General features: G+C 40.2%; 24 protein-coding genes. 18 read left to right on the top strand and 6 right to left on the bottom strand.

All coding sequences use genetic code 11. The annotated features are described in order from the left end of the window. Nucleotides 1-438 precede the first annotated feature (438 nt). Both BLS49_RS17780 and BLS49_RS17775 read right to left on the bottom strand, forming a co-directional pair. On the bottom strand, nucleotides 439-846 hold the full coding sequence (locus BLS49_RS17780; protein WP_091233759.1) for a bactofilin family protein: 408 nt from the start codon (nucleotides 844-846) through the stop codon (nucleotides 439-441). Then, nucleotides 846-1850, bottom strand: a complete 1005-nt coding sequence (locus tag BLS49_RS17775) for a M23 family metallopeptidase (RefSeq protein ID WP_091233757.1) — start codon at nucleotides 1848-1850, stop codon at nucleotides 846-848. Before BLS49_RS17775 ends, BLS49_RS17780 begins: the two co-directional genes overlap by 1 nt. A gap of 256 nt (nucleotides 1851-2106) precedes the next feature. Between BLS49_RS17775 and BLS49_RS17770 the strand changes: the two genes are divergently transcribed. The 3 genes from BLS49_RS17770 (at nucleotide 2107) to BLS49_RS17760 (ending at nucleotide 4468) form a co-directional block, all read left to right on the top strand. Continuing rightward, nucleotides 2107-2922: a VanW family protein gene (locus tag BLS49_RS17770; protein WP_091233755.1), complete on the top strand. Its 816-nt coding sequence runs from the start codon at nucleotides 2107-2109 to the stop codon at nucleotides 2920-2922. 174 nt (nucleotides 2923-3096) lie between these two features. Continuing rightward, on the top strand, nucleotides 3097-3462 hold the full coding sequence (locus BLS49_RS17765; protein WP_091233753.1) for a PadR family transcriptional regulator: 366 nt from the start codon (nucleotides 3097-3099) through the stop codon (nucleotides 3460-3462). Beyond that, nucleotides 3440-4468 carry an HAAS signaling domain-containing protein gene (locus BLS49_RS17760; RefSeq protein WP_091233750.1) on the top strand — a complete coding sequence of 343 codons (1029 nt, stop codon included), beginning with the start codon at nucleotides 3440-3442 and terminating at the stop codon, nucleotides 4466-4468. The genes BLS49_RS17765 and BLS49_RS17760 overlap by 23 nt, the downstream gene beginning before the upstream one ends. Nucleotides 4469-4576: 108 nt before the next feature. Here the strand turns inward: BLS49_RS17760 and BLS49_RS17755 are convergent, their stop codons facing one another. Beyond that, nucleotides 4577-4960, bottom strand: a complete 384-nt coding sequence (locus tag BLS49_RS17755) for a rhodanese-like domain-containing protein (protein WP_091233747.1) — start codon at nucleotides 4958-4960, stop codon at nucleotides 4577-4579. 45 nt (nucleotides 4961-5005) lie between these two features. Next, nucleotides 5006-5938, bottom strand: coding sequence for a cysteine synthase A (cysK, locus tag BLS49_RS17750; RefSeq protein ID WP_091233743.1), 933 nt, complete (start codon nucleotides 5936-5938; stop codon nucleotides 5006-5008). A 165-nt stretch (nucleotides 5939-6103) separates the two neighbouring features. Here cysK and BLS49_RS17745 point away from each other — a divergent pair, with 165 nt between their 5' ends. From BLS49_RS17745 to BLS49_RS17700, 10 genes are all read left to right on the top strand, one after another. Then, the gene (locus BLS49_RS17745) at nucleotides 6104-6583 is read left to right on the top strand and encodes a hypothetical protein (protein ID WP_091233741.1); all 480 of its coding nucleotides are present in this window, start codon (nucleotides 6104-6106) and stop codon (nucleotides 6581-6583) included. A gap of 380 nt (nucleotides 6584-6963) precedes the next feature. Continuing rightward, complete coding sequence (locus BLS49_RS17740) at nucleotides 6964-9189, top strand: fibronectin type III domain-containing protein (RefSeq protein WP_091233738.1); 2226 nt, start codon at nucleotides 6964-6966, stop codon at nucleotides 9187-9189. A 27-nt stretch (nucleotides 9190-9216) separates the two neighbouring features. Then, nucleotides 9217-10104: a hypothetical protein gene (locus BLS49_RS17735; protein ID WP_091233736.1), complete on the top strand. Its 888-nt coding sequence runs from the start codon at nucleotides 9217-9219 to the stop codon at nucleotides 10102-10104. A 5-nt stretch (nucleotides 10105-10109) separates the two neighbouring features. Next, the gene (locus tag BLS49_RS17730) at nucleotides 10110-15254 is read left to right on the top strand and encodes an RHS repeat-associated core domain-containing protein (protein WP_091233733.1); all 5145 of its coding nucleotides are present in this window, start codon (nucleotides 10110-10112) and stop codon (nucleotides 15252-15254) included. 10 nt (nucleotides 15255-15264) lie between these two features. After that, a complete protein-coding gene (locus BLS49_RS17725; RefSeq protein ID WP_091233730.1) occupies nucleotides 15265-15555 on the top strand; it encodes a magnesium and cobalt transport protein CorA in 291 nt (96 codons plus the stop codon). 529 nt (nucleotides 15556-16084) lie between these two features. After that, nucleotides 16085-16330: a hypothetical protein gene (locus BLS49_RS17720; protein ID WP_091233728.1), complete on the top strand. Its 246-nt coding sequence runs from the start codon at nucleotides 16085-16087 to the stop codon at nucleotides 16328-16330. After that, complete coding sequence (locus tag BLS49_RS17715; RefSeq protein WP_245742546.1) at nucleotides 16327-16809, top strand: RHS repeat-associated core domain-containing protein; 483 nt, start codon at nucleotides 16327-16329, stop codon at nucleotides 16807-16809. Before BLS49_RS17720 ends, BLS49_RS17715 begins: the two co-directional genes overlap by 4 nt. After that, nucleotides 16745-16996, top strand: a complete 252-nt coding sequence (locus BLS49_RS17710; protein WP_091233722.1) for an IS66 family transposase — start codon at nucleotides 16745-16747, stop codon at nucleotides 16994-16996. The genes BLS49_RS17715 and BLS49_RS17710 overlap by 65 nt, the downstream gene beginning before the upstream one ends. A 50-nt stretch (nucleotides 16997-17046) precedes the next feature. Beyond that, nucleotides 17047-17412: a hemagglutination protein gene (locus tag BLS49_RS17705; RefSeq protein WP_245742544.1), complete on the top strand. Its 366-nt coding sequence runs from the start codon at nucleotides 17047-17049 to the stop codon at nucleotides 17410-17412. Between the two features lie 17 nt (nucleotides 17413-17429). Further along, a complete protein-coding gene (locus BLS49_RS17700) occupies nucleotides 17430-17684 on the top strand; it encodes a CPCC family cysteine-rich protein (protein ID WP_091233720.1) in 255 nt (84 codons plus the stop codon). 520 nt (nucleotides 17685-18204) lie between these two features. On the opposite strand, the gene BLS49_RS17695 is transcribed toward BLS49_RS17700, so the two are convergent. Both BLS49_RS17695 and BLS49_RS17685 read right to left on the bottom strand, forming a co-directional pair. After that, nucleotides 18205-19098 (bottom strand): hypothetical protein, encoded by an 894-nt coding sequence (locus tag BLS49_RS17695; protein WP_091233716.1) that lies wholly within the window; start codon nucleotides 19096-19098, stop codon nucleotides 18205-18207. Between the two features lie 573 nt (nucleotides 19099-19671). Next, the gene (locus BLS49_RS17685) at nucleotides 19672-21636 is read right to left on the bottom strand and encodes an ABC-F family ATP-binding cassette domain-containing protein (RefSeq protein WP_091233708.1); all 1965 of its coding nucleotides are present in this window, start codon (nucleotides 21634-21636) and stop codon (nucleotides 19672-19674) included. Between the two features lie 168 nt (nucleotides 21637-21804). On the opposite strand from BLS49_RS17685, the gene BLS49_RS17680 reads away from it, so the two are divergent. The 5 genes from BLS49_RS17680 (at nucleotide 21805) to tatC (ending at nucleotide 24572) form a co-directional block, all read left to right on the top strand. Beyond that, entirely contained in the window at nucleotides 21805-22473 is a 669-nt protein-coding gene (locus BLS49_RS17680; protein WP_091233704.1) for a 5-formyltetrahydrofolate cyclo-ligase, read from the top strand. Then, complete coding sequence (gene moaC / locus BLS49_RS17675) at nucleotides 22437-22934, top strand: cyclic pyranopterin monophosphate synthase MoaC (protein ID WP_425432160.1); 498 nt, start codon at nucleotides 22437-22439, stop codon at nucleotides 22932-22934. Before BLS49_RS17680 ends, moaC begins: the two co-directional genes overlap by 37 nt. 52 nt (nucleotides 22935-22986) lie before the next feature. Then, entirely contained in the window at nucleotides 22987-23472 is a 486-nt protein-coding gene (locus BLS49_RS17670) for a MogA/MoaB family molybdenum cofactor biosynthesis protein (protein WP_091233701.1), read from the top strand. A gap of 84 nt (nucleotides 23473-23556) precedes the next feature. Then, nucleotides 23557-23781 (top strand): twin-arginine translocase TatA/TatE family subunit, encoded by a 225-nt coding sequence (tatA, locus tag BLS49_RS17665; RefSeq protein WP_091233694.1) that lies wholly within the window; start codon nucleotides 23557-23559, stop codon nucleotides 23779-23781. A 29-nt stretch (nucleotides 23782-23810) separates the two neighbouring features. Further along, a complete protein-coding gene (gene tatC, locus BLS49_RS17660; protein WP_091233690.1) occupies nucleotides 23811-24572 on the top strand; it encodes a twin-arginine translocase subunit TatC in 762 nt (253 codons plus the stop codon). The last annotated feature ends 297 nt before the right edge of the window (nucleotides 24573-24869 follow it).

Here is a 24869-nt window from a genome sequence, read left to right as displayed (position 1 = left end):
ACATTATTTGAACAAAGGAGCTCTTCGTGTGTAGATTTGAGGCCAATAAGGGCTCTGCTTGTCCGTATGTAACTCAAATGTAGGCATTTTCGTGTAAATAGCCCCTTCTATGTCCGTCTACTGCAAGTAAAGCTTGTACCCGTGTGCTCGATGATGTGTACTGTGTGTTGTGTGCTGTGTGGCTCTATGGTGCGTGCTGCGTGTTGCGTGCTTGTAGATGGAAAGGCTGCAAAAGTGCAGTAATTATCGGCTGATAGAGCTGATTTAGAGTAAAAGCCTGCAAAAATGCAGCAAATCGCCGCCGTTATGGCAAATTCGGTGATTGAGCGGAAGAAAAGATGCATTTTTGCAGGGATTTCGAGTGCGTCAGCTACCTTAATGGCAAAAAACTGCACTTTTACAGGAATTTCGTTCAATGCCTAATATCAGATTATGATATCAAGCCCCTGCCGCAGCTTTCTCTTTCTTAGGTGATTGTGAGCTGGAAGTATCTGCTACGCTCACCATGCGGCTTGTTCCTTCGAAAATGCTTCCTTCCTCCACCAAAAGAGAAGTAGCGGTCAAGTTACCATACAATTTGCCTTTTGACGTGATGGACAGCTTGCTCTTTGCATGAACATCGCCATTAACTTCACCGGCAATAATGATGTTTCTGGCGACAATGTTAGAGCGGGCGGTTCCTTTTTCCCCGATCGTTACATCACCTTCAGATTCGATATTTCCGATAACCTGCCCCTCGATACGAATTCCAGCAGCCGATTTAATGCTGCCTTCAAAAATGCTTCCTTCACCAATCAATGTATCTGTAGTATTTGGGTCGAGTGTCGCTGCTTTTCTTTTAAACATTACAAGCCTTCATCCTCTCCAGGTACTTTTAAATATAGCTCGGGATCAATCGTGACCCCGTTCTTAACTACTTCAAGATGCAGGTGAGGTCCTGTGCTTCTGCCTGTTGAGCCAAGCTCTCCCAATTGCTCTCCTTGCTTCATTTCGGTGTCTTTGGATACTGTCACTTTTGACAAATGCATATAATTAGTTAAAAAACCTGAAGGGTGGGACAGTGTGACATAATTACCGCGTGCAGAACTGTAACCTGTATCGATAACTTTTCCATCTGCTGCTGCGTATATCGGATCGCCAATTTGACCGCCGATATCCAGACCACTATGTAATGATAATACGCCGCTAAACGGGTCTTTTCGCTTGCCAAACTGTGAAGTAACTCTCACGGAATTCGTAGGCCAATATGTAGGAAGTATCTGCATCATTTCTTTATACTGCTGGACTGTAGCTTTGGTTTCCTCCAGTTTTTGCTGTAGATCTGGAAGATCACTAAGTGAGGTAACGATACTTTCCTTCGTCTCCTTAACCAGTGTTGTGATTTCTTCATCAGAAAGCGGAATAGATTCGCCGCCTATACCTCCAATAATATCTTCGGATGGTGTCGTGGCAGTGTCGAGCTTACTCTGTAGCTGGCCAGAACCGGTAATCGACTTAAGCTCTGCTTCTAGTTTTTCCAGCTCAATCATTTTGCTCTCAATGTTCTTGGATTTCTCCGAAAGCTCGACCAGCTCTTTCAATAAATTATCAATAGCTTGTTCCTTATCGTCAACCGTGCTCTGGTATTGAGTGGTAGATGCAAATAACTCCGATTCCAGAGTGTGAATTCGATAGGAATGGCTGCGATTTACGACGAATAATACGAGTACCAAAGTAATCAAAGTGATAGATGAAATGAGTACTGACAACAGTAAAGTGGAACGAAATTTAAAACGGAATACCGGGTTGCTGCCCTCAGGTACGATGAGCACGGTATAGCGTCTGTTCCGTGGTTTGAATCTGAATTTCATGACGGCCTCCTGAATATAATAGATGCTAGTTTAACGTACTTAATCAAGGCATATATAGACCAATAGTACTAATTCGACTGAGAATTGACAATACCTCCTTATTTTAAAGAGTGGATGTTACGAACATGTGTAGTTTTTTGGAAATCATGTTGAATGATAGATGAAAGTGTAGATTGGTATATATTACAAAAAATAGAATCGTGAAGTATAATGTAGTAAACTCTGATTACTGATTATATAAGCAGGAGGAATTGGTATGAAACCTGTTCAGAGATCGAAAATAAGAATTTGGTTCGGAACGCGATTTTTTCGAGTGAAGAGGTATTTTAAATGGTTATTCAGCAACGAGAAAATGGCAAGAAAACAAGAAAATCAATTTCTTCCGCATACAATTTCAAGCCATCAAACAGTGCTCCTTAGAAAGCTGAGAAATGTCGATATGCAGCTTCAACATAATAAAATTGTGAATTTGAAACTGGCTGTTCGACATATAGATGGAATTATCATTAAACCCGGTGAAACCTTTTCGTTCTGGCAACTAGTAGGCAAGCCTACAAGGAGAAAGGGATATGTCGACGGTATGGTTCTTCATTATGGATCATTTAAGCAGGGAACGGGAGGAGGTTTGTGTCAGTTAACTAATCTTTTATATTGGATGGCACTACATTCTCCACTGCAAATAAATGAACGTCATCGTCATAGCTATGATGTGTTTCCGGATTCGTCTCGAACCCAACCTTTTGGAAGTGGAGCAACCTGTTCTTATAATTATCTTGATTTGCGATTGTATAATCCAACTGATGAGCCATTGCAGCTCCATGTATTTTTAACTGATGAAGATTTAGTGGGAGAAATAAGGTCAGTGCTGCCATCTATTCACCGATATGAAGTCTATGAGCGTGAGCATAAAATTACGCGAGAGTATTGGGGAGGACATATTAGACACAATTTGTTGTATCGTCGTGTGTATAATAATGAAGGTGTGTTGATCAACGATGAATATATTACCGAGAATCATGCACTAATGATGTATGAGCCACTATTGGAAGCAGGAACTGGGAATACTCGTTAAATGCAGCTGGACTAAAAGGAGTCTTAGTGGACCGTTGAGGTTCAAATAAGACTCCTTTTTCGTATGGGTTCATTTACACTTATATAAAATAATTACAATAATAAATAATAATTTATAATAAATCATTTACAATAGTGTGCGGCATACAGTATGATGAATCCAGGAGTTGATGATATGACAGATATTCAAGCAACGATAAACAGCTTAATACAGGAACTCAGAAGAGGAACGATTATTATAGGGGTGCTCAGTCAGTTATCTGAGCCGCAGTACGGCTATTCGCTGGTAACGATACTGGAGGAAAAGGGGATTAGCGTTGATCCAGGCACATTATATCCGCTCTTGAGAAGGCTTGAGAAGCAGGAGCTTCTTGAGAGCAAATGGGATACGAATGAAGCCCGTCCCCGGAAATATTATTTGTTAAGCGAGCAGGGGAAATTGGTCTATGAGCAATTGTGTGTGGAGTGGAGGACAATGATGGTCAGCATGGACAGTCTAATTGGAGGGGGAAGTCACAATGAAGGTGATGGAGTACGTTGATCGTTACATCTATGCAGTGACGCAGAAGCTGCAGGAGAAGCAAAGGCAGGATATTGAGCAGGAGCTTCGAGGGCTTATCGAAGATATGCTGGAGGAGCGAGCTAATGGAGGAGAGATAACCCAGCAGCTTGTTGAAGAAGTTCTTCAGGAGTTGGGAAACCCAAGTGAGCTGGCGGATCAATACAGAGGCTACAAGCGTTATCTGATTAGTCCAGAAATGTTTACGTTCTATTGGACGATCATGAAAATTGTGCTTGCATCTATAGCTATCTCTATGACTGTAGTGTTCATGGTTGAAGCAATAACTGATTCATCACAGGGATTAAACCACTTTGCTGATTATTTTGCTACAACTACGAACACATTACTGCAGGGCTTTGCTTGGGTGACTATCGTCTTTGGAATCATTGAATATACAGGAATGAACTCTAAAAAGCTCGGTATTGATACAGTAACGAAGTCATGGAAACCGTCTATGCTGACAGCGATTCCAGACCCATCAATTAGAATCAAAAAGAGTGATCCGATAGCAGGCATTATTTTTACTATTTTCTTCAGCATTATTTTTATGTTCGCACTTGAACTAATCGGTGTGTACTTCTCCACTAATGGGGATGGTATCAAGAGTATAGCGATATTCGATGTAGATGTGTTTCATAGGTACTTGCCGTTTTTTCTAGGAGTCATGGCGCTATTTATTCTTAGAGATATTGTAAAGCTTGTTGTAGGGAAGTGGTCAGTGAAGGTCGCTGTATTCTGTATTGCAGTTAATATCATATGGTTGATCCTTGCGCTTATCCTGTTCAATGATCAGTCGATCTGGAATCCTACCTTTATGGAAGAGCTGGTTCGAATCGGAAGTGGATTGAGCACTGAGGTAGACTTCCAGGAAATCGCCAGGATTTGGGATGTTAGTAAAGATATTTGGATCTATATCGTTAGCTTGGTGGTTCTTTTTGAATCGATATGGATAGCGATGAAGGCATATAGAGGAAGAAGGATTTAATGGATAGAAAAGATAGAAAGCTCAGTTGAATTTATAGTGGGTACCTGCACTGGTTGCCAGGAACCCACTATTTTTTTGCCTATTCAAGTTAAGTCAGGTGGTATTGGATTATCCTTGCTTTCTCTCAAGAAGCTCCGGGTCAAATTCTGTAATGATATTGTCAGGACCCGAAGCGATTTCACGATCCCAATCCAGCATACCCCCAGCGTAGTTGTGGACCTGCTCAAAACCAAGAAGTTTGAAATATTTAGCTACTTCATAGCTTCGTTTTCCGCTGCGACAGACAAAAACATATTCTCTGTTCTTATCAAATTGTTCAATTAATTCGGCGATTTGGCCCATAGGAATAAGAGGAACACCGGGGATGTGGAATTCCAAATATTCTTCGTGTTCACGGACATCGATAATTAGTGCTTGATTGTTAGTGTCCTGAAGGATTTGATCAAGTTCATCGGTGTTAATATGGGAAATTCCATCAATCATTTCACTCATAGCAATATACCTCTTTTCTAATGTCTTCTAGGTTTAACCATGTATTTATTTCTCTATATTAAAAAGACCATCCATACTCAGGTATCTCTCACCTGTATCTGGGGCGATACATACAATTCGTTTGCCCTTTCCAAGCTTACGTGCATATTGGATGGCTGTCCACACCGATGCTCCTGATGATGGACCTACGAGAATTCCTTCCATGGAGGCGAGCTTTTGTACAGTTTCAATGGCATCTTGATCCTCAACTTGAATGATCTCATCATAGACATCTGTATTAAGAATCGACGGGATAAAACCTGGGCTTGTTCCTACCAGCTTATGAGGACCAGGTTGTCCACCGGATAGAACAGGGGAGCCATTTGGTTCCACAACAATGATTTGAATATCCTTGATATGGTCGCGCAAATATTCCCCAGTACCCGTAATCGTACCTCCAGTTCCAGCTGTAGCAATAAACATGTCCAAGCGATGATCCATTTGACTTAGAATCTCTGGCCCTGTACTAAGTCTATGGATATCTGGATTGGCAGTATTTAAAAATTGCTGTGGCATGAAGCTGTCCGGAATTTCTTCCAGCAATTGCTTTGCCTTTTCAATAGAACCGGGCATTCGCTTAGCGGCAGGAGTCAGAACAACCTCAGCTCCATATGCTTTGAGCAAGTTTATCCTCTCTTTGGTCATATTGTCCGGCATGACGAGAATGGCCTTATAGCCTTTAGCAGCGGCATTCATCGCCAGCCCGATCCCTGTGTTCCCACTTGTCGGTTCAATGATCGTTGCTCCCGGTCTAAGCAATCCTTGTCGCTCGGCTTCTGTGATCATATGAGAGGCAGCACGATCCTTAACACTTCCACTGGGATTGAAATACTCCAGCTTCACATACACTTCTGCATCCTGTTCGCTAATGAGGCGGCTTAATTTAACGACAGGGGTATCGCCAACCAGCTCTGTAATACTTTTTACTACCCTGCTCATGGTGCTTCACCCGCGCTTTCTGAAGGGGATTCGTTATACGGTCGTTTTTTGTATATTCTATAGGTTTAGGAGCCTAGATTCAAGCGAGGGTAACATCATATGCACCAAATTAAGTTTGTGGTATAGTCTTAATAATTATTTTCACAATAGGAAGGAGTAGGCTATATGCAAGCTTTTATTAAGGCTCCCTATACCGTCAAAATACTAATATTCCTGCATGCGGCACTTGGTCTTGGTGCGATAATTGGGGGAGGCTCACTTGTTCTGGATCCTACGGGGCAAATGATAGGAATACCAACAGAGATGATGAAGGTGGAGTTATTTTCGGACTACTTGATTCCGGGGATTATTTTGCTGGTCGTATTCGGGATCGGACCTCTGGTTGTGATGGTGGGATTATTGTTAAAGAGAGATTGTAAATTAGGGGAAAAATTGAACGGTCTAAAACCGATGCATTGGTCATGGACTTTTTCTCTATATACAGCATTTGGCCTGATTATTTGGATCATGGTACAGATGTATATTCTTGAACTTGTAGCAATCATACATCTTGTCTATGTTGGATGGGCGCTTGCTTTACAGATCGTTACACTGTTGCCTTCGGTAAGAGAATACTATGAGTCTACAGGGAATAATACAAAATAACTCGCGACCATACGCGGTTACGAGTTATTACCATTAAAAAAGATTTATTGAATCACCATGAGGACAATTCTGTTCTTTTCCAAGTATCTTTTTCTACGCATACATAGACATACTTATCATCCCAAGCGATATCGCCCTTGTTTCCTGGAGAGTTGGAGGAAGCAGGGGTTTTTGATTTGCTGTTACATTGTATCGATGCTGACATTGCTATTGTTGGGAGTAGGGTATGTAGACCTATTCTTGTGATGGCAATGAACTACGTCTTTAGTAATGAAAATGAGTATTAGACATACATCAACGAATATTGACAAAACTAGTCATTTGAATTAATGGGAAATATTGATATTTTAGTAATGATATCTCATGAGGAGTGATGATTTTTGTTGACTATTGTTAGGAAAAGCATTTATCTGTTGGTTGTTATTTTACTGATTTTTCAAGCAACTGTATTTGCAGATTCAAATGGGTCTAAACTTGCAACAACTTTAAGCGTAAATCAGAAAGTAGATAAGAACACTAGTGAAGGTAATAATAACGAGATATCTGACGACAATGAAGCGGACCCAAATTCGGTGCAAAATTCAGACTTTCCGATAGAACCAGATTCCTCACAGGCTCCACCGTTAGACCAGTCTGAAGAAGAACAGATACCGTCGTTTGAAGAAGAGGTAGAACTATCAGACGGGGAAACAAGTGATTTGTTGGATCTCCCAGCACAATTGAAGGGAGCTATTACCATTGCAGCACCAACTGCTCTAAAATCTAGAATTCATTCAGACACCACAGTTAACCTTGAATGGACTCATCCTGATTCTACTCAAGTAGGTTCATTCGAAATTTATAAGGATGATCTAGTTATCGGATCAGTCAGTAGAACTAAAACATTTTATACGGTAACTGGTTTATCCCCTGGAACTACATATTCGTTTAAAATTCGAGCTCTAGCCCAGGATCAAGTGGCATCTGAATTTAGCGAAACTATAGCGGCAACGACTTTATCGGGAAAACAGGTCTATGAATTTGAACAATTAGAAGGACTTACTCATTCGGGTGACAGACTAACTATGCAAGAAGAGAGTCAGTCGAGTGCGGGTCGGCATGCATTCTACGAATCAAACGCTGTTGGGGATTATATTGAGTTTCCTTTTGTGGCAGAACAGGGGATATACCAGCTTGATCTGAGGATTCGTCAATTCAACAATCGAGGAATTGCGAAAGTAACAGTGGATGGGGTAGCAGTAGCACAATCGCTTGATTTATATAACCTGACCTCACGGCATATCGATACACAGATCGGACAGGTTACTTTGGATAATAGAGCAACTCATACGATTCGCTTTGAAGTTACGGGTAAAAATGCGTCAAGCTCAAACTATATTTTGGGTCTGGATGCGATGTATTTAACGAAACAAGTAGTGCATGCGACTCCTAAGACACCAACGAATTTCAAATCCGGGATACAGTCGGATACAACTGTCAATTTGGAGTGGAGTGCTCCTACTCAAGAACCTGATGTAGTAATTGATGCATATGAAATTTATCAGGATGATGCTCTGGCAGCAACGATAGCAGGAACAAAGACCTTCTATACCATTACAGGGCTAATTCCAGGGACATCATATGTGTTCAAAATTAGATCCATAAGTCAGAATCAAGTGGCATCTGAATTTAGCCAAAGCGTGAATGTAACGACTTTATCGGGAAAGCAGGTCTACGAATTTGAGCAGCTAGTCGGATATACACATTCAGGTGACAGGCTGACTATGCAAGAAGAGAGTAAATCGAGTGCAGGTCGGCATGCATTCTACGAATCAAACGCTGTTGGAGATTATATTGAATTTCCTTTTGTAGCTGAACAGGGGAGATATCAACTTGATCTAAGAATTCGTCAATTCAACAATCGAGGAATTGCAAAAGTAACAGTGGATGGAGTAGCAGTAGCACAATCACTTGATTTATATAATCTAACCTCACGACATATCGATACACAGATCGGACAGGTTACTTTGGATAATAGAGCAACTCATACCATTCGCTTTGAAGTTACGGGCAAAAATACGGCAAGCTCGAACTATATTTTGGGTCTGGATGCGTTTTATTTAACTACAGCTAGTTTAGACACCTTTGAACCTAATGACACCCCGGAGACAGCGACGCCGATAAACGTATCCCAAAAATATGAATCATACATTTCTAGCAAGTTGGATAAGGACTTTTATAAATTTACAGCTACTGAGAACACAACTTATTTCTTTACACTTCAATCGCCATCAGACCGTAGATACAAAGTGGAGGTTTTTAATTCTTCTATGCAGCCTAGTGTGGTGAAAAAGTTAGTGGATGGTAGAGATGTTCATTTTTCAGGGTATATGCCTAGCGGAAGTTTCGTTTATATCAGGGTGTCTTCAGAAGGTGAAGATTATAGCTTTGAGCCTTATAGATTAAGAGTGTCACCTGCATCAACAAAACAGTATTTCTATGATGACGCGAATCGATTAATTAAGACAGAGTACTTTCAAGGACTGTACAAATATCAAATTCAATATATATACGACCGGAACGGCAATCTACTTAATAAAAGCACAGAAAAAACAGTACTAGAATAACAAATTCTATTTTATGAGGTGAGCATTTTGAATAGAAAAAAAAGAAATAGAAAATGGATTATGATTCCGCTTTGTTTAGGATTAGCAGTTTCATTAATTACTCCGGGTGCAGTGGGATTTGCTGAGGAAATTGTTGGGAATTTTCAGGAAATGACTCTTGGTAGTGCTCCATCCACAGAACATATAGTGCAAGTACCAAATCTAGAAGATAAAGTGCTTGAGGATCAAGTAGATAATTCACATTTAGAGGCTTTTAAAGAGTTTCGTACAACAGAAGAAGTAGTTCATGAAAGTGTAGAAATTCAACCGCAAGTCAATTCATCTATTGCGAAATCTCTAACTGTAGATGTGCAAAATAAAGATCTTTTCCAATTAACTCAAGAACAAATGGAAGACTTAATAATGAAAGGGTACTCTATTGAGGATTTGTATCAACTCGATGAACTGGCAAATAAGATACTTATTGATCCATTAACGATTGCTGAGCGTAAAGAAGGTAGTGATCAATCGTGGGCTGAGCTAGAATCAGTGCTTACTAAAGAAATTGAAGCCAACCAATTAAGTTCATTATCTAAAGAATATCAGGAGCAATATTCCCAGTTAAGTAAGGAGAAGCTAACGGATCACGAGAAATTAGTCTTGCTTATTTCTTATGATCTAGGTAAGGGCTCAATAACAGAGTTGCTGGATGCATACAGAGACGGTGGAGAAAAAGGAGTTGTAACTTTTAAATCTAAGGCAACAGTTCAAGCACAGAGTAAAAACAGCAAGTCTAGCAAAACTGCAGTAGATCCTGATGTTCTTGAAAGAATTCAGGCACTTGCGAAGGAGACTGGTATTTCTGAAAGTGAACTTCTCGAACAATTGCAAGTTGCCAAAGAAGCTAGTAAACAAGCTTTGGTAGAGAAGGAGTAGAGATCATGAGGAAGATAGGGTCATTCATTCGAAATTTTATTATAGGGATATTAGTTTTTATTATTACTTCTCAAGCAGGATCAACAAGCGTTCATGCAGCAATTGACAATAGTCAGCTGGAGAGAGTATTAAATGGACTAGTTACACCGAAATTAGTAAATGAATCCAATAAACCCGTGTTATCCGATCGCAGCAGTGTATCTGAAACTGTTGATCCAGCGAGTGGTACTCTAACATTATCGGAAATAGATCTTAATCTGCCGGGAAAAGATGGACTCGATTTGACTTTAGGGAGATTGTACAACTCCAGTCAGGCAGAGGTGGGGACGAAGCGAGTCAAGGTTACTTCGAGTTCCTCACAGCTAGTTGGATATGGTACAGGATACTATGTAACCTTATTGTATTGGGATAGTAATGCGAGTCAATATGGAACTTACTTTCCAGGATATTATTTAACAATAGAGCAGGCATATAATATCGCAGATTATTATTTCCGTAATCAGCCAGATAGTGGACGCACATACATCGACTTTACTGTAGAATATAAAACTGTTCAATATATTCAAATCACGTACAACACCACTACTACCATTTATCCAGATGAGAATTCATATAGTCGGTTACGATATGATCTTGGGAGTGGGTGGTCATTAACTTTTCCATCACTTCAAATCGAAGAAAACTATATTCATTATCACGATGGGAAAGGAGCAGCGTATCTAGTTAAATTTGATGCAAGCAATCGTGGGAAATTAGAGGATTATGGACGAACTGATGTCGAGATGTTGAGAGATTCTAGTTACTCAAATGGCCAGATAAACTCAGCATATATGTTGATAGATCAGAATAAAGAGAAGACTTACTTTGGTAGTGATGGTAGGCTTTTGGGGGTAAAGGATCGATTTGGTAATGAGATAAAGTTTACACATATCAACAGACAGATGAATGGAATATCCTATCCAGTGATCTCCAAAATTGTTGATTCTATTGGCCGAAATGTAGATTTTATCTATGAAACTAAACTTAGCGATCCGAATTTTGATACTCATAACATGACAGAGAATATTACGGTTACTGTAAGTCATCCATCAACAACTGATAAGAAGACCATTGTATATGCAAAAAAACGAGAAGAAGTTAGCATCTACAGCAATGGGGCATTGATTGGAAAGCGATATGAGCCGAAACTTTTTAGTGTAACTGATATAAGTGGATACAGCACAATCTATGAATATTTTTTAGCTTCAGAAAAATTTAATCCAAGTAGCAAGAATTTAAACAATTCAGCCGGAACAGCAGTTTATTTATTGCAATATGCAATGTATCCTCATTCGACTTCTTTTTATGAGTATAATGTTACCCCAAGGAATTGGGGAGGAGAAGGAGCGTATGAGGCGTTTAGAGTAACCAAAAGATTTGATGGGCTGAATAAATACAATTTTTCTACTAAAGAGTTTTATTCTGAGGGGCCGTACTTTAATCTAAACTACAAATATGAGGGCGATTTAACCGGATTTGGAGCCTATTACGCTGAAGAATCCATGCCTGAATCTTATCGTTTTAGTTCGGAGTCTGTAAATTTGGATGGTATTAAAACTAAGTACACGTTTAATGGTAAAAAACAACTTTTATCTACAGTGCAAATTGCACTAAATGGTGAAACGACTGCAACAACTATTCAATCTTATGATGCAACATTCAAGAATAAGCCGACTAAAGTGGAAACCAAAGTAACTAGTGGATCGAGAGAAAACAATCTTTATCAGATGTACTCCTATTATAATTGGGGGGACTTGCAGAGTCAGACACGTCCAATGACTGCTGCTCAGTTGAGCGACACTTCTGAGGTACAACGGCTTACAACAACATATGAATACGAAAGTAATTTTAAGCTTCCTTCTAAAGTTCAGTACTATCAATCAGCTAATAATTTGTTTACTGAGGAATATACTTATACCTCCGATGGTAGACTGTCGTCCTCAAAAAACGCGAATGGTGAATTAACGACTTACAATTTCTCAGAGACTCCAGATGGTAGAACGGAAGAAGTAATAACTTCATTAGAAAATGGAAAAACATCTAAAGTAGTTTCTTATTTCAGCCAAAACGGATCGTATAAACTTTACCCCACTTTGCTTAAAACTTATTATACCAATGAATCTGGTCAATTAAAGGAAGTTCCAATTAATAGGACATATGATGTCTTATTAGGGCTAATGACTTCAGAAACAAATGCAGACAATAAAACAACACAATATCAATATGATGTGTATGGGAGATTGACAAAGACAATCTATCCTATAACAAATAACCAGAGCGGAGAACAATTCCAGAGGGAAGATATTATCGATTATCATGATCAAATCGTGGATGATACTCCGGACTATTTTGATAATATAAATAAATATTTAATTACAACCAGGATAGATTCTTACTCGAGGACTACTCGTGTAAACGATAATGAAGTTAGTTATGACAATGTCAAGCACGAATTTTATGATGGACTTGGAAATGCAGTATTGATAGGTCAGCTAGATAATATAACAGGACGTGAATTGATCTTATCCCAGTACCATTATGATCTTATGGCTAGACCTAATTATGTAATAGATACAAGTGGAAATGTATCAACAGCAGCGTATGATATTTGGGGACGTGGATACGAAGCTACGGATGCGTTTGGCAATTTGTATCGCACCGATTATGACATTATTGATCGTAAAAATGTATCTTATCTAGTAGCTGCTAGTGATATTTCCACATTCCGAAGTAATCCGCAGGACGGTCTAAAACGAAATGTGCTAGAGTCTATCTCTGACCAATGGGGTAGAAACGTTACTTCAAAGGGATATCCAAATTGGCCTAATCGTACAGCAAATGTCGTTCAGGAGGACTTGACTTATGATTATCTAGGAAATGTATTGACTTATACGGATCCAAACCGGAATATCACTCGATATCAATATGATAAATTGAATAGACTAACATCAGTTCAGGATGCTCTCAATCAAACAACATCATATGATTATAACAAGCTTGGACAATTACAATCTACAATGCAAAATGATGGAACTACAAATTACGTTTCATCCAAGAGCTACGATGAGACAGGCTTCCTTACAACAAGTACTGATACTGGATCGAATCAGGATGTATTCACACGAAATACACTCGGTCAAATTTCAATTCGTAAGGATCCTAACAACAACTATATTTTCTATGCGTATGATGAGACAGGAAGAGGCATTATTAAAATAGCAGGGTCTACAACATTAAAAAACACTAATCAGTTCAGCATATTTGGACCCTCAAGTCAACAAGAAGTACGAAATGGCTATAATTATATGACTCTGTATAATGACTATAATATTTATGGCTCACAAAAATACAAAGCGATATTATATGATGGAACTGTATCTGTAGTTCGTCATGAATATGATGACCAGAACCGCTTGAAGAATGTTGCGGATGTATCTGATTATTTTACTCATTATACGTATGACAAGACACGAATTAGCCGAGTACAGACTGATGGTTCATATCAGGTATCTTCTTCGAATACTGCAAACGCCCAGTATAGTTATGAACCGGATGGAAAATTAACAAGAGTAACGTATCCTATACTTTCGGATGGAAGTCAACTCACCACGGATCATACCTACGATGCCATCGGTCGTCTATTAAAGGTGAGTAACAAGAAGGGGACTACCGTTGTATCCGAATACTCTTATGGTTACGATGCTAACGGTAACATAACTAGCATTACAGATTCTACAGGTACAACGAGCTATAAATATGATAGCTTGAACCGTTTGATTCAAGTGAAGCGCCCTTCTGGTCATACCATCGACTACACATATGATGCACGAGGTAATCGCAAAACACTGAATGGTGACGAAAATTTTGCTGATCCATCCGGTCAACAGAACTATACCTTCAATATTTGGGATCAACTCAAGACGGTTACTAATGGTAATACTACAACTGAATTTGAATATGAAATGCAAGGGTTAAGACTGGCTAAAACCATTACGACTGTAAATTCGGAATCAGGAAACGGAGTACCAACATCGGTTGAAAAGGTCCGATATGCATATAACAACGGTGGAAAGGTTATTTCCGAAGCTAATGCCTCAAACCAGGTGACAGCTAACTATGTATGGGGACCAGATCGCTTGCTTGCTAAAAGAGATGCAAGTACGAACAAAAAGTACTATTATCTGTACAACGGACATGGTGATGTAGTACAAATTATCGACGAAAGCGGTAATATAGTAAATAACTATCAGTACGATGAATGGGGGAATATTCTACAGCAACAAGAGGGGGTAGACAATGCGTTTAAATACGCAGGGGAAGTTCAGGATGAAGAGACGGGGCTTTATTACTTGCGAGCAAGGTATTATGATCCGGTAGTGGGGCGGTTTATAAGTAAGGATACGTATGAGGGGCAGATAAATAATCCTCTAAGTCTTAATCTTTATACGTATGTGCATAACAACCCTTTGATTTATGTCGATCCGACAGGGTATTGGAATGAGAAATTAGGATTTAATTACACGATTAATGAAATGAAGAATATGTGGCATTCTGCAACAACAAAAGCAGAAAGAGATTATTGGTCAGCCGAAGCTGAAACTTTGAGGAAAAATGCGCGAAAAGCTGGATATTCAGAAGCTGATATCATGCAAAGCAAAGATAAGATGATTCCTTTGGATGAAATTATGAAGCAAGCTCACAAAATGTTCCCTGCATTGAGCGCAATTCAAGGATTTACCGAAGACCTCGGAACTTATATTGAAAATCATCCAGGTGAGGGGGCAGCCGTAACTGCATCATTTGGACTATTTAAGGCAGGAAAGTTGACAAAACTTGAAGATGGACTTAATTTTACAGTTAAAACCGCAGAACATATGACCAATCCTGGAAGGTTTGTCCCCGTTCAGACGATGGTATCTGCAATCAAGTATGGTGAAAAATATGCCGACCCGCGTGGTAGTGACGCCAATATGTTCTATACGGTCATGTATAAAAATGGACAGTCGTATAATCTAGAAGTACTATACAATGAGGCGACAAATACAATATTCCATTTTGAATACACGCGAAAAGCAATTGGCCCGTTAAGTGCAATTCCAAAAAGAAAATAAGGGGGTTACCATGGGCGAGCGCTCTCCAAAAGACAGGTTATATTGGTTACTTCAGTTACTCAAAAACAATCAAATAAACTTATCCGTATTTTGTGACGAATTCCATATTACCTATGATCATGATCTGGAATATGATTCCTTGACAGCGGAAGAAGATAAGTTATTTGAAGAACTTGCTCGAACTGCATCACGATTTTCGGAAAATGCAGACGACCACTTCATGTATCCCAATGTTTATACAACAAGCGAAGAGATCCTTAAAATCACTAGCAATATTTTCAATAAGCTAAACATAGTGTAAGGGTCTTGCCCAGTGCTTACATGAGACTCAATGATGGTAAAAAGTCATGGTGAATTACACAGAAGCTCATGCAGGTAATTGTTGTCGGTAATGAAGTCGGAAAATTGATTACGCAGAACCTCATGTATGTGATTCTTAATGTGACTTACACAGAACTCATGAATATGAAAATTTAACATGAATCAAGTTGACGGCATAACGTGAGAATCAGGTGTATAACAGTTCAGACGTAGCGAGGTATATGGGACACCGAGACAGGCGCCGCAAAGCTCGTGGTTCTCATCGTCTGTCTCGTCGGAGACAGTAGCAGATTGTTCTTGACCAAACAGAGAAGCTTATGCAATACTGGGTTTGCAAGCAGCGACTGATGCTGTCAGGAAACTTCGTAAACCTAAACTTAGGACACTTGATCTCACCGAATGGTGATGTTAAGTGTCCTTTTTGCATTCAGAAACGAGAGGAGAGTGTTCAGCTATTCCGTAATCACTGATAGATTGCAGGACAAATAAATCTATGGAGTTGAAACGAGATGACAGAAATGAAAACAATTCAGAAAATGTGCTTGGAAGAACTGACCGCTGATATTGTCAGCATGGAGATTGTCGCAACTGAATTTGAATATGAAATGCAAGGTCTGAGACTGTCTAAAACAACTACAACCGAGAATTCGAATCAGGCAATGGGACAACACCAACTTCGGTTACAGAAAAGATTCGCTATGCCTATAACAACAGCGGAAAGGTTATTTCTGAAGCGAATGCCTCTAACCAAGTGACCGCTAATTATGTGTGGGGACCGGATCGACTACTTGCTAAACGTGAAGCCAGCACGAACAAAAAGTATTATTATCTATATAACGGACATGGTGATGTTGTACAGATTATTGACGAAAACGGAAATACAGTTAATAACTATCAGTATGATGAATGGGGAAATATCCTTCAGCAGCAAGAGGGGATAGAGAATCCATTCAAATACGCAGGAGAAATTCAGGATGAAGAGACAGGACTTTATTACCTGCGGGCCAGATATTATGATCCGGCAGTAGGGAGGTTTGTTAGTAAGGATACTTATGAAGGGGAATTGAATAATCCGCTAACATTGAACTTGTATACGTATGTTCTTAATAATCCGTTAATCTATACTGATCCGACTGGTCACTGTGTTGCAGGAAAAGATAAGGGATGTTATGCGGTTTCAGCAATACAAAACCGCTATCCTTGCCTTTCTTCGAGATGCCCAAATTCCGTTTGACAATAATCAGGCAGAACGCGATATTCGGATGGTCAAGGTCAAAACTAAAATTTCAGGAGCTTTTTGTACAACGACGGGTGCAGAGCAGTTTGCACGCATTCGCTCCATCGTCTCCACTCTCCTCAAACAGAACCTTTTTGTTCTCAAATCCCTCACTTTCGCCATTCAAGGGCGTCTTCAATTCTAACTCGCACCTAAGTAGTAACAGTTTCAAAAGGTATTAATGCAGTTAAAGGGTTGATTGGAAATAATAAGGGGACGAGATATCCTGGACAGCCTTATACTGGCACAAGAAATGTCGCTAATGATTTTACAAAAGGTAATGGTAAGAGTACTTTGACAAAACACTTTAACGATCATAAAAAGGATTTTGGGTATACGACTGAAAGCCAATATCTAAGTGGTGCAAGAAATTTCCTTGAGAAGCCTCCTGTCTCAACAACAGAATCATTTGTCTCAAAAGGAGGCACATATTTTAGATATGATACGGCTACTAATGAATTTGGAATGATAAATCAATACGGTGGGATATTAACATATTTTAAACCAACTGACGGACTTAAATATTGGTTGGATCAGATAGAGAAATATGCTCCAAAGTGAGAGAGAAAGGTGGAAATATGAAGAGAATACAATGTCCATGTTGTTATAATTTTACTATTGTTAGTGAGGATGAAGTGGTTGTAGAAATTTGTGATGTATGTTTTTGGCAGTTTGATGTTGTTGCTCATTCAAAGCCTAATTTAAGCATAGGGGCAAACCATATTTCGTTAGATCTAGCAAGAGAGAACTACAAAAAATTTGGTGTTTGTAAACCCGAATTTAAGAAGATGGTAAGAGCACCTTTCGAAGAGGAATTACCAGAAAATAATTAATTATTGTTTTGCTTAGAACCTCGAGGAATCTAGTCATTTAAAGGGCTTTTAGCGTGACAGTACCGAATAAAAGCTACAAAAATGCAATTCAGGTGTACAATACAAGCAAAGACCTACTTCAACTTGAATCATAGTTGGAATAGGTCCTTTTCATATTTTGAAAAATAAGTTGATCATACATAAATTAAATCGTTTATTTACAGTTACTCGTGATGATGACACATTCGTTTTTTGGATTGTCAACAGAAAATTTCGCGTATTATAGACCTTGCGATTTTTGTGGGAAATCTCCACAATTGCTTCGTTAGCTCCTCTTCTTTCGGTTGTTCTTCCGTTTCATAGAGTTGTACTATTTGTCTTTTGAATTCTGAGGTAATTGTTATTTTGGCATTGTAGAGATCCGCTCATTCTACAAATCCTTATTTTATTATCAATATTTTCGCAACTGAAGAGTATACCGCCTTATTAGGTGTCGCACTTAATATTATAATCCGTCATATAAATATGACCAATTTAACTATTACCAAGAAGAAAGCTCAGAACGCTTCCAGGTATCCTTCGCAACACATACGTACATATATTTATCATCCCAAGCAATGTCCCCTTTATTACCTGGTGAGGTGGACGAAGCTGGAGTTTTGGATTCGCGGATACGTATGCTGTCGCCATTCACATCAAGCTTGCTCTCGGGAGTAGCGGTACCAATTCCGATATTTCCATTATTTCGTTTAACAGTTAATGAACTATCCAGCACTTCGCCTTTATCAGAATATCGGATAATTTGAAGGTCTGCCCCTTGGTTTTGTCCAGTTAATTGAGAACTGTTGGCTCTCAAGGTCCATAAAGGACTTGTAACATTTTCTTTGGCAGTTGATGCAAATTGTAAATCTCTGTTGCCACCACCTGCAACTCTTAGAATGCCATCCATAACATTGAAGTTAGAGGAGTGTGTCCTGATTTCAGAGACATCGGTATCATAAGGAATTTCAAAACGAGTGTACAATTGATCTTTATATTTTCCTGTAGGCGACATTGTTGTTTCAATAGAGATATGCTTATGATCATGTTGCTCAGGGTTGTTCGCTTTATCATGGGACACGATCGCAGTTTTATCCTTTCCTTTCTCGTCAGCCCAGGCAATGGCAGGTTTTGCACGTTCAGCAGTCCATTGTAGACGAATCAAGTCCGATAGATGCCCCTCTGAAGCAATCCATTTTTGATCGGTAGATAAATGAATTCGTTCGTTGTGCGGAAAGGCTACTCCCCCACCAGGTAGTGTTGATTCTGTAAATTCAGGGATATTAGACAATGCTCCTTGAGTAGTGGCAGGACTAGAGGATAATGATTGACATCCTCCAACAAATGCAAGGCTCAAGCCAAGTGAAGTTAATGTAGCAATTTTGAATAATCGCATGAATTTTCTCTCCTTGTAAATTGATTACTATGTTTTTTTATACAATATTGTGGGCAGTATTACCCTTTGAAAATAATAGTAATTTTTTAACTAAAATGGAATAGGTAATTAGTATGTGTAATTAATGTAATATCGAAATTAAGGCTTGATCAAGTTATAAAGACTATTAAACAAGATTAAGTATGGTTAATCAGAATAAAATTGAATTTAACACGGTACGAATGAATCCGTTACGCGGAGTTACATGGAGTTAATAATTTGTCAAGATGTGAACAAAGTTATCCACAGATCGTTAATATTATTAATGAAAATAAAATGAAAGCTTGCCAGCTAAAAGGTTGAGAAGTATGAAAGAAAACGACATTTTTTTTCAAAAATTTGTGGATAATGTGTATAACTCAGTGGATAAATTATGAAATTTCAAAAAAACAGGTCGTAATACCTGAAAAAAGCGACCATTGAGGTCGCCTTTTTTGAAAATATCTTGTGGATAATAATGTGCATAAAGTGGAGAAATATTAATTTTACGTAAAAAATATTTTTGTGAAAGCCGTTCAGAAGTTCGGATTTTGATCACAAAGCAATGGACTCCCATTCTTCATATGAAGATGCAAGCTTTGCTTTATGTTCATCAATCATGGTCTGGCGCTCCTGTATCGCTGTATAGTCCTGATACACATCAGGCTCAGTAAGCTCATGTTCAAGTCGCTCAATCTCGGCTTCCAAATTAGCAATGGTCTCTTCAAGCTGTTCCATTCTGCGAAGCCGTGCTCTTTCCTCACGTTTGGCTTGCTTGTCAGCTTCAAAGGAAGCAGCTCCGGTTTTGGCAGACGATAAATCATTTGGGCTGCTTTGCCGTTCTGAAGAAGAATTGGATTTGTTGGATTCTATGCCCGCTAATTCCGCGGCCAGCTCCGCTTGTTCCTGCTTTTTCTCCAAGTAATCGTCATAATTACCCAGGAAATGTTCAGCACCACTAGGATGAAGCTCTACAATACGTTCAGCCATTTTGTTCAGGAAATATCGGTCATGGGATATGAACAACAGCGTACCATCATAATCAAGCAGAGCGGATTCCAGTACTTCCTTGCTGAACAGGTCCAAATGGTTGGTAGGCTCGTCAAGGATTAGAACATTCGCCTTTTGAAGCATTAGCTTGGCAAGGGCAATACGAGCTTTTTCCCCACCGCTCAGTGCGGAAATTTTCTTAAGTACATCATCTCCACTAAAAAGGAAGTTGCCTAACACGCTGCGAATTCGAGCTTCCTCAATATGAGGAAAGGCACCCCATACTTCTTCAAGAACCGTATTTTTTAGATTCAAATGGGTTTGCTCCTGATCGTAGTATCCAATCTTGACTTTAGTTCCCCACATGATGGAGCCTTCTGTCGGCTTCAGATCACCCGTCAGCATTTTAAGCAGAGTAGATTTACCGATTCCGTTAGGGCCGATTAGTGCAACTGTCTCCCCACGTTTTAAATAGAAGGAAACGTTTTGAAAGAGCGAAGCATTCTTGTCCTCAAAAGCAAAGGCCAGCCTATCCACTTGAAGAACGTCTTTACCACTCATAATATCTGCTTCAAATGCAAAGCTTGCTTTTTTTAAGTCGCCGAGAGGACGATCTATGACCTCCATTTTTTCAAGCGCTTTGCGACGGCTCTGCGCTCGTTTGGTGGTAGAGGCTCGTACGATATTTTTCTGGATAAAATCCTCCATCCGTGCGATTTCATCCTGTTGCTTTTCATACATTTTCATCTGACTTTCGTATTCAGCAGCCTTCAGATCAATGTAACGACTGTAATTGCCAGTGTATCTACGAGATTGATGGCGTTCGATTTCGACAATTGTCGTAACCAGCCTATCCAGAAAATAACGGTCATGAGAGACAACCAGCAAGGCGCCGGAATAATTTCGCAAATAGTCCTCCAGCCAGGTGAGTGTCTCAATATCCAGATGGTTAGTAGGCTCGTCAAGCATTAGCAGGTCAGGAGCTTGTAGCAAAATTCGAGCGAGCGCCAGCCGTGTTTTTTGCCCACCGCTTAATGATGAAATTGCAGTGTCTGGTGGAAATGTACCGAATCCCATACCGTGAAGCACGCTGCGGATTCGTGTCTCAATTTCATAACCCCCGTTGTCCTTGAACCAATCAGATTTTATTGCGTAACGATCAAGCAGCTCTTGATACACTCTGGCATCAGACGCAAGCGAAGGATCAGCAATTTGCTGCTCCATTAGGCGGAGCTCTTTTTCAGCTTCAGTTAGTGGTGCAAAAACCGCAAGCATTTCTTCCCAGATGGTGAGATAGGATTGAAGTCCACTGTTTTGGGCAAGATATCCAATTGTTGTTTCTTTTGCTTTAAAAATTTGGCCACCATCACAGGACATTTCATCAGCAAGTATTTGCAGCAGAGTTGATTTTCCCGCTCCGTTGACGCCAACCAGTCCGATACGATCACGTTCAAGAATTTGTAAGTTAATCCCGCTGAGCACAGTAGTAACTCCATATAATTTAGTAATATCATTAGCTTGTAGAAGCATATTCAGATACATCCTCCAACGATAATATGTGCAATATAAGATCTTCTTCTATTTAGTGTACATGAAACAACATACAAATGCACCGCTGACGCTCAGTTTTCATTTTGCTTCAACAATGATAAACTAGAATCAGAGATTTCCCGTTATGATGCGGGAGAGGGGATAATCATGGACATCAGGAATGAAAAGCAAGAAATACGGACGAAAATGGCCGATATTCGTTCCAGGATACCCGAGGCTGATCGTCTTGAGCAGTCATTAGCTGCCAGCCGACTGGCTGAGCAGGAGGTACTCGGGCCGCTAAGAGAATTACGCGGCGGTCGACTTAATGTATTTAGTTACATATCGTTTCGTGATGAACCTGTAACGAACTATCTTCTCAATCAGTGCATACAAAAAGGGGATCGGCTGCTCGCACCCCGCGTTGCTAGCAAAGACTTTATGGCGCTGCATGAAATTCAGGGTGAGGCAGACTTAATTTCAGGCTATTGGGGAATTCGAGAGCCAAGTGATTCTGCATTGATTTGGCCCGTATCGCGCTACTGTGAGATCGATTTGGTTGTCGTACCTGGACTTGCTTTCGATCTAAACGGTGGACGAATCGGATTTGGCGCAGGATATTATGATCGTTTTGTTAAGCAATTAACAGATGCATGTGGTAATCAACGGCATACGGTGATGGCCTCACTGGCATTTAAGGAATCAATCGTGCCAGTCATTCCTATGGAAAAACATGATTTTCGACTGGATATGCTGTTTACGGTATCCGGCACTTTATATATGAAGGAAAGTAGTGAGACATGGCTATGGACGGGGCTTCAAAACAAGAAGGAATGACCCATTTCAATGAACAGGGAAGGGCACGAATGGTAGATATTTCGGGTAAGGAACCGACCGTTCGCGTTGCGGTTGCTTCGACGACGATCAAGATGCTGCCTTCAACGCTTCAAGCTATCAAGGCTGGAAAAGTTGGAAAAGGTGATGTTCTTGCTGTATCTCAAGTGGCCGGCATTCAAGGTGCAAAAAAAACATCTGATTGGATTCCAATGTGCCACCCGCTAGCTTTAACTGGTGTAAATATTATTTTTAACGATAATGAGGTAGATGAGCTGTATATCGAGGCTACGGTAAAAACCGAAGGCAAGACGGGCGTAGAAATGGAGGCGCTAACAGCTGTTTCTGCTTCAGCACTTACTGTTTATGACATGTGTAAAGCTCTGCAAAAGGATATGATCATCGGACCGACGCTTTTACAAGCTAAAAGTGGAGGAAAGAGTGGAGATTACATCCGTAGCTAATCACATTAATAGATAAAATATTTGTTCCTATATGGATGAGGAGGGTGACTTCATGGTTTGGAAAACAGCGATCCTTACGGCAAGTGATAAAGGAGCCAGAGGCGAACGTGAAGATACGAGCGCCCAGGTTATCCGGGAACTGGTCGAGGAAGAACTGGGCGGTGAAATAGTCGAATATCGTATTGTCCCAGATGAACCGGATGAAATTATTGCAGCTTTGATTGAAATGACAGATTATTTTCATGCCGATCTTGTTTTAACGACTGGAGGAACGGAACTGGCAATTCGGGATGTGACTCCCGAAGCAACTAGACGGGTCATTGAACGGGAGGTTCCCGGAATGGCCGAAGCTATGCGTTATTCCAACATGCAGAAAAATCGTGGGTCTATGCTGTTTAGAGGCATTGTAGGTATTCGCGGCCGGACGCTAATTGTTAACCTGCCGGGTACACCTAAGGGCGTTCATGAGAATCTGGCTGCCATTATGGACCAGCTGCCAGAAGCGTTGCTAATGGTTACAGGACAATTCCGTCTGTAGCTGTACTTGATTGATCTATGACTTGGAAGTGGATTGTGGTATCTTAGATTTAAAATAAGTTATCACTTCGGAAGGAGATTCAAAATGAGTGCAGGCGGTTTTTTGTTAATTGTTATTGCTGCGTTGTTGCTATTCGGCCCCAACAAGTTACCAGAGCTGGGACGAGCCGTTGGACGTACCTTCCGTGAATTTAAAGAAGCGACCCGGGATATTGTAGAGGATCAAGAAAAGCCCGCAGAGGCAAAAAAAATCCAGACTCCTCCTGTCGTTGCTGCATCCCAAAGCGATGATCGACGTTTGCCGGAATAATACCTTCCGGAGATTGAGGGGGAAGGCGTATGGCTGAAGAACAGGATGAATTAACTGTAGTCGATCATTTGACCGAACTGCGGAGGCGGCTTTTTCTCGTTGCTTTCGTATTTGTTGCTGTGCTTGTGGGAGCATTTTTTGTCGTTGATCCGATCTACCATTATTTGACGATCAATGCGTTATCCGGTGTAGAAATTGAACTCAATGCATTCTCTTTTTGGGACGGGGTCGGAGTATACATGAAGATCGCCATGCTCGTGGCGTTTGGTATCACTCTACCGTTCACACTTTTTCAGGTATGGGCATTCGTAAGCCCAGGGCTCAAGCCTAAAGAGCAAAAAGCGACATTAAAATATATTCCATTTGCATTTATTTTTTTCTTGATCGGGGTAGCCTTTGGATATTTTGTCGTATTTCCGCTCGCTATGACATTCACGGGATCACTGAACAAGCAGCTGGGCTTAATTGAAACCTATGGCATGGCTGATTACTTCAAGTTTTTAACTAATATTGTGCTGCCTATTTCCTTGCTGTTTGAGTTGCCGATTGTGATTCTTTTTTTAACGCAGCTGCGCATACTGAATCCGAAGCTTTTGAAAAAGATGCGCCGCGTAGCTTATTTTGCGCTTGTCGTGGTCTCTGTAATGATTACACCTGCGGATTTCTTCTCCGCATTTCTAGTCCTCATACCGCTGATTCTTCTATATGAGCTAAGTGTGATCCTCTCTACCCGAGTTCATAAAAAGCAGCTTGCTGCTGATGAAGAGCGAAAGAAGCAATATGAGCAATAAATGCTCGAATGGACGCGTCCTGTTTGGGCGCGTTTTTACGTTTATGATGTGGAGTTAGGTGGTTGACTAATGGTGAGAAAAAGTGCAAAGGTGCAGCTTTTTGGAGGAGGGAATAGTCAGATCAATCAAAAAGGTGTGAAAGTGCAGTTTTTTTGGCTGATGTTGAATGGAATCTCGATTTTCTTGTAGAAAAGTTGCATCATCGGCTAGGCCCCCTTAAATCGGAGTCCTGCCCTACAATGTTTATGAATTCACAGGATTGCTCCTTATTCTGCCGTATCACACCGCTCTATGAAA

The sequence above is a fragment of the Fontibacillus panacisegetis genome (assembly GCF_900102215.1).
GTDB classification, from domain to species: Bacteria; Bacillota; Bacilli; order Paenibacillales; family Paenibacillaceae; genus Fontibacillus; species Fontibacillus panacisegetis.
Note: the sequence above shows the minus strand (reverse complement) of the source record. Positions and strands in the feature narration are given on the sequence as shown.

What these genes read in the sequence shown, in the direction of transcription:
- BLS49_RS17685 (WP_091233708.1), bottom strand. Translation starts at nt 21,636, where the DNA reads ATGCTTCTACAAGCTAATGATATTACTAAATTATATGGAGTTACTACT.
- BLS49_RS17680 (WP_091233704.1), top strand. Translation starts at nt 21,805, where the DNA reads ATGGACATCAGGAATGAAAAGCAAGAAATACGGACGAAAATGGCCGAT.
- BLS49_RS17780 (WP_091233759.1), bottom strand. Translation starts at nt 846, where the DNA reads ATGTTTAAAAGAAAAGCAGCGACACTCGACCCAAATACTACAGATACA.
- BLS49_RS17695 (WP_091233716.1), bottom strand. Translation starts at nt 19,098, where the DNA reads ATGCGATTATTCAAAATTGCTACATTAACTTCACTTGGCTTGAGCCTT.
- BLS49_RS17720 (WP_091233728.1), top strand. Translation starts at nt 16,085, where the DNA reads ATGACAGAAATGAAAACAATTCAGAAAATGTGCTTGGAAGAACTGACC.
- cysK (WP_091233743.1), bottom strand. Translation starts at nt 5,938, where the DNA reads ATGAGCAGGGTAGTAAAAAGTATTACAGAGCTGGTTGGCGATACCCCT.
- moaC (WP_425432160.1), top strand. Translation starts at nt 22,437, where the DNA reads ATGGCTATGGACGGGGCTTCAAAACAAGAAGGAATGACCCATTTCAAT.
- tatA (WP_091233694.1), top strand. Translation starts at nt 23,557, where the DNA reads ATGAGTGCAGGCGGTTTTTTGTTAATTGTTATTGCTGCGTTGTTGCTA.
- BLS49_RS17700 (WP_091233720.1), top strand. Translation starts at nt 17,430, where the DNA reads ATGAAGAGAATACAATGTCCATGTTGTTATAATTTTACTATTGTTAGT.
- tatC (WP_091233690.1), top strand. Translation starts at nt 23,811, where the DNA reads ATGGCTGAAGAACAGGATGAATTAACTGTAGTCGATCATTTGACCGAA.
- BLS49_RS17755 (WP_091233747.1), bottom strand. Translation starts at nt 4,960, where the DNA reads ATGAGTGAAATGATTGATGGAATTTCCCATATTAACACCGATGAACTT.
- BLS49_RS17710 (WP_091233722.1), top strand. Translation starts at nt 16,745, where the DNA reads ATGCGGTTTCAGCAATACAAAACCGCTATCCTTGCCTTTCTTCGAGAT.
- BLS49_RS17775 (WP_091233757.1), bottom strand. Translation starts at nt 1,850, where the DNA reads ATGAAATTCAGATTCAAACCACGGAACAGACGCTATACCGTGCTCATC.
- BLS49_RS17725 (WP_091233730.1), top strand. Translation starts at nt 15,265, where the DNA reads ATGGGCGAGCGCTCTCCAAAAGACAGGTTATATTGGTTACTTCAGTTA.
- BLS49_RS17770 (WP_091233755.1), top strand. Translation starts at nt 2,107, where the DNA reads ATGAAACCTGTTCAGAGATCGAAAATAAGAATTTGGTTCGGAACGCGA.
- BLS49_RS17730 (WP_091233733.1), top strand. Translation starts at nt 10,110, where the DNA reads ATGAGGAAGATAGGGTCATTCATTCGAAATTTTATTATAGGGATATTA.
- BLS49_RS17760 (WP_091233750.1), top strand. Translation starts at nt 3,440, where the DNA reads ATGAAGGTGATGGAGTACGTTGATCGTTACATCTATGCAGTGACGCAG.
- BLS49_RS17745 (WP_091233741.1), top strand. Translation starts at nt 6,104, where the DNA reads ATGCAAGCTTTTATTAAGGCTCCCTATACCGTCAAAATACTAATATTC.
- BLS49_RS17765 (WP_091233753.1), top strand. Translation starts at nt 3,097, where the DNA reads ATGACAGATATTCAAGCAACGATAAACAGCTTAATACAGGAACTCAGA.
- BLS49_RS17670 (WP_091233701.1), top strand. Translation starts at nt 22,987, where the DNA reads ATGGTTTGGAAAACAGCGATCCTTACGGCAAGTGATAAAGGAGCCAGA.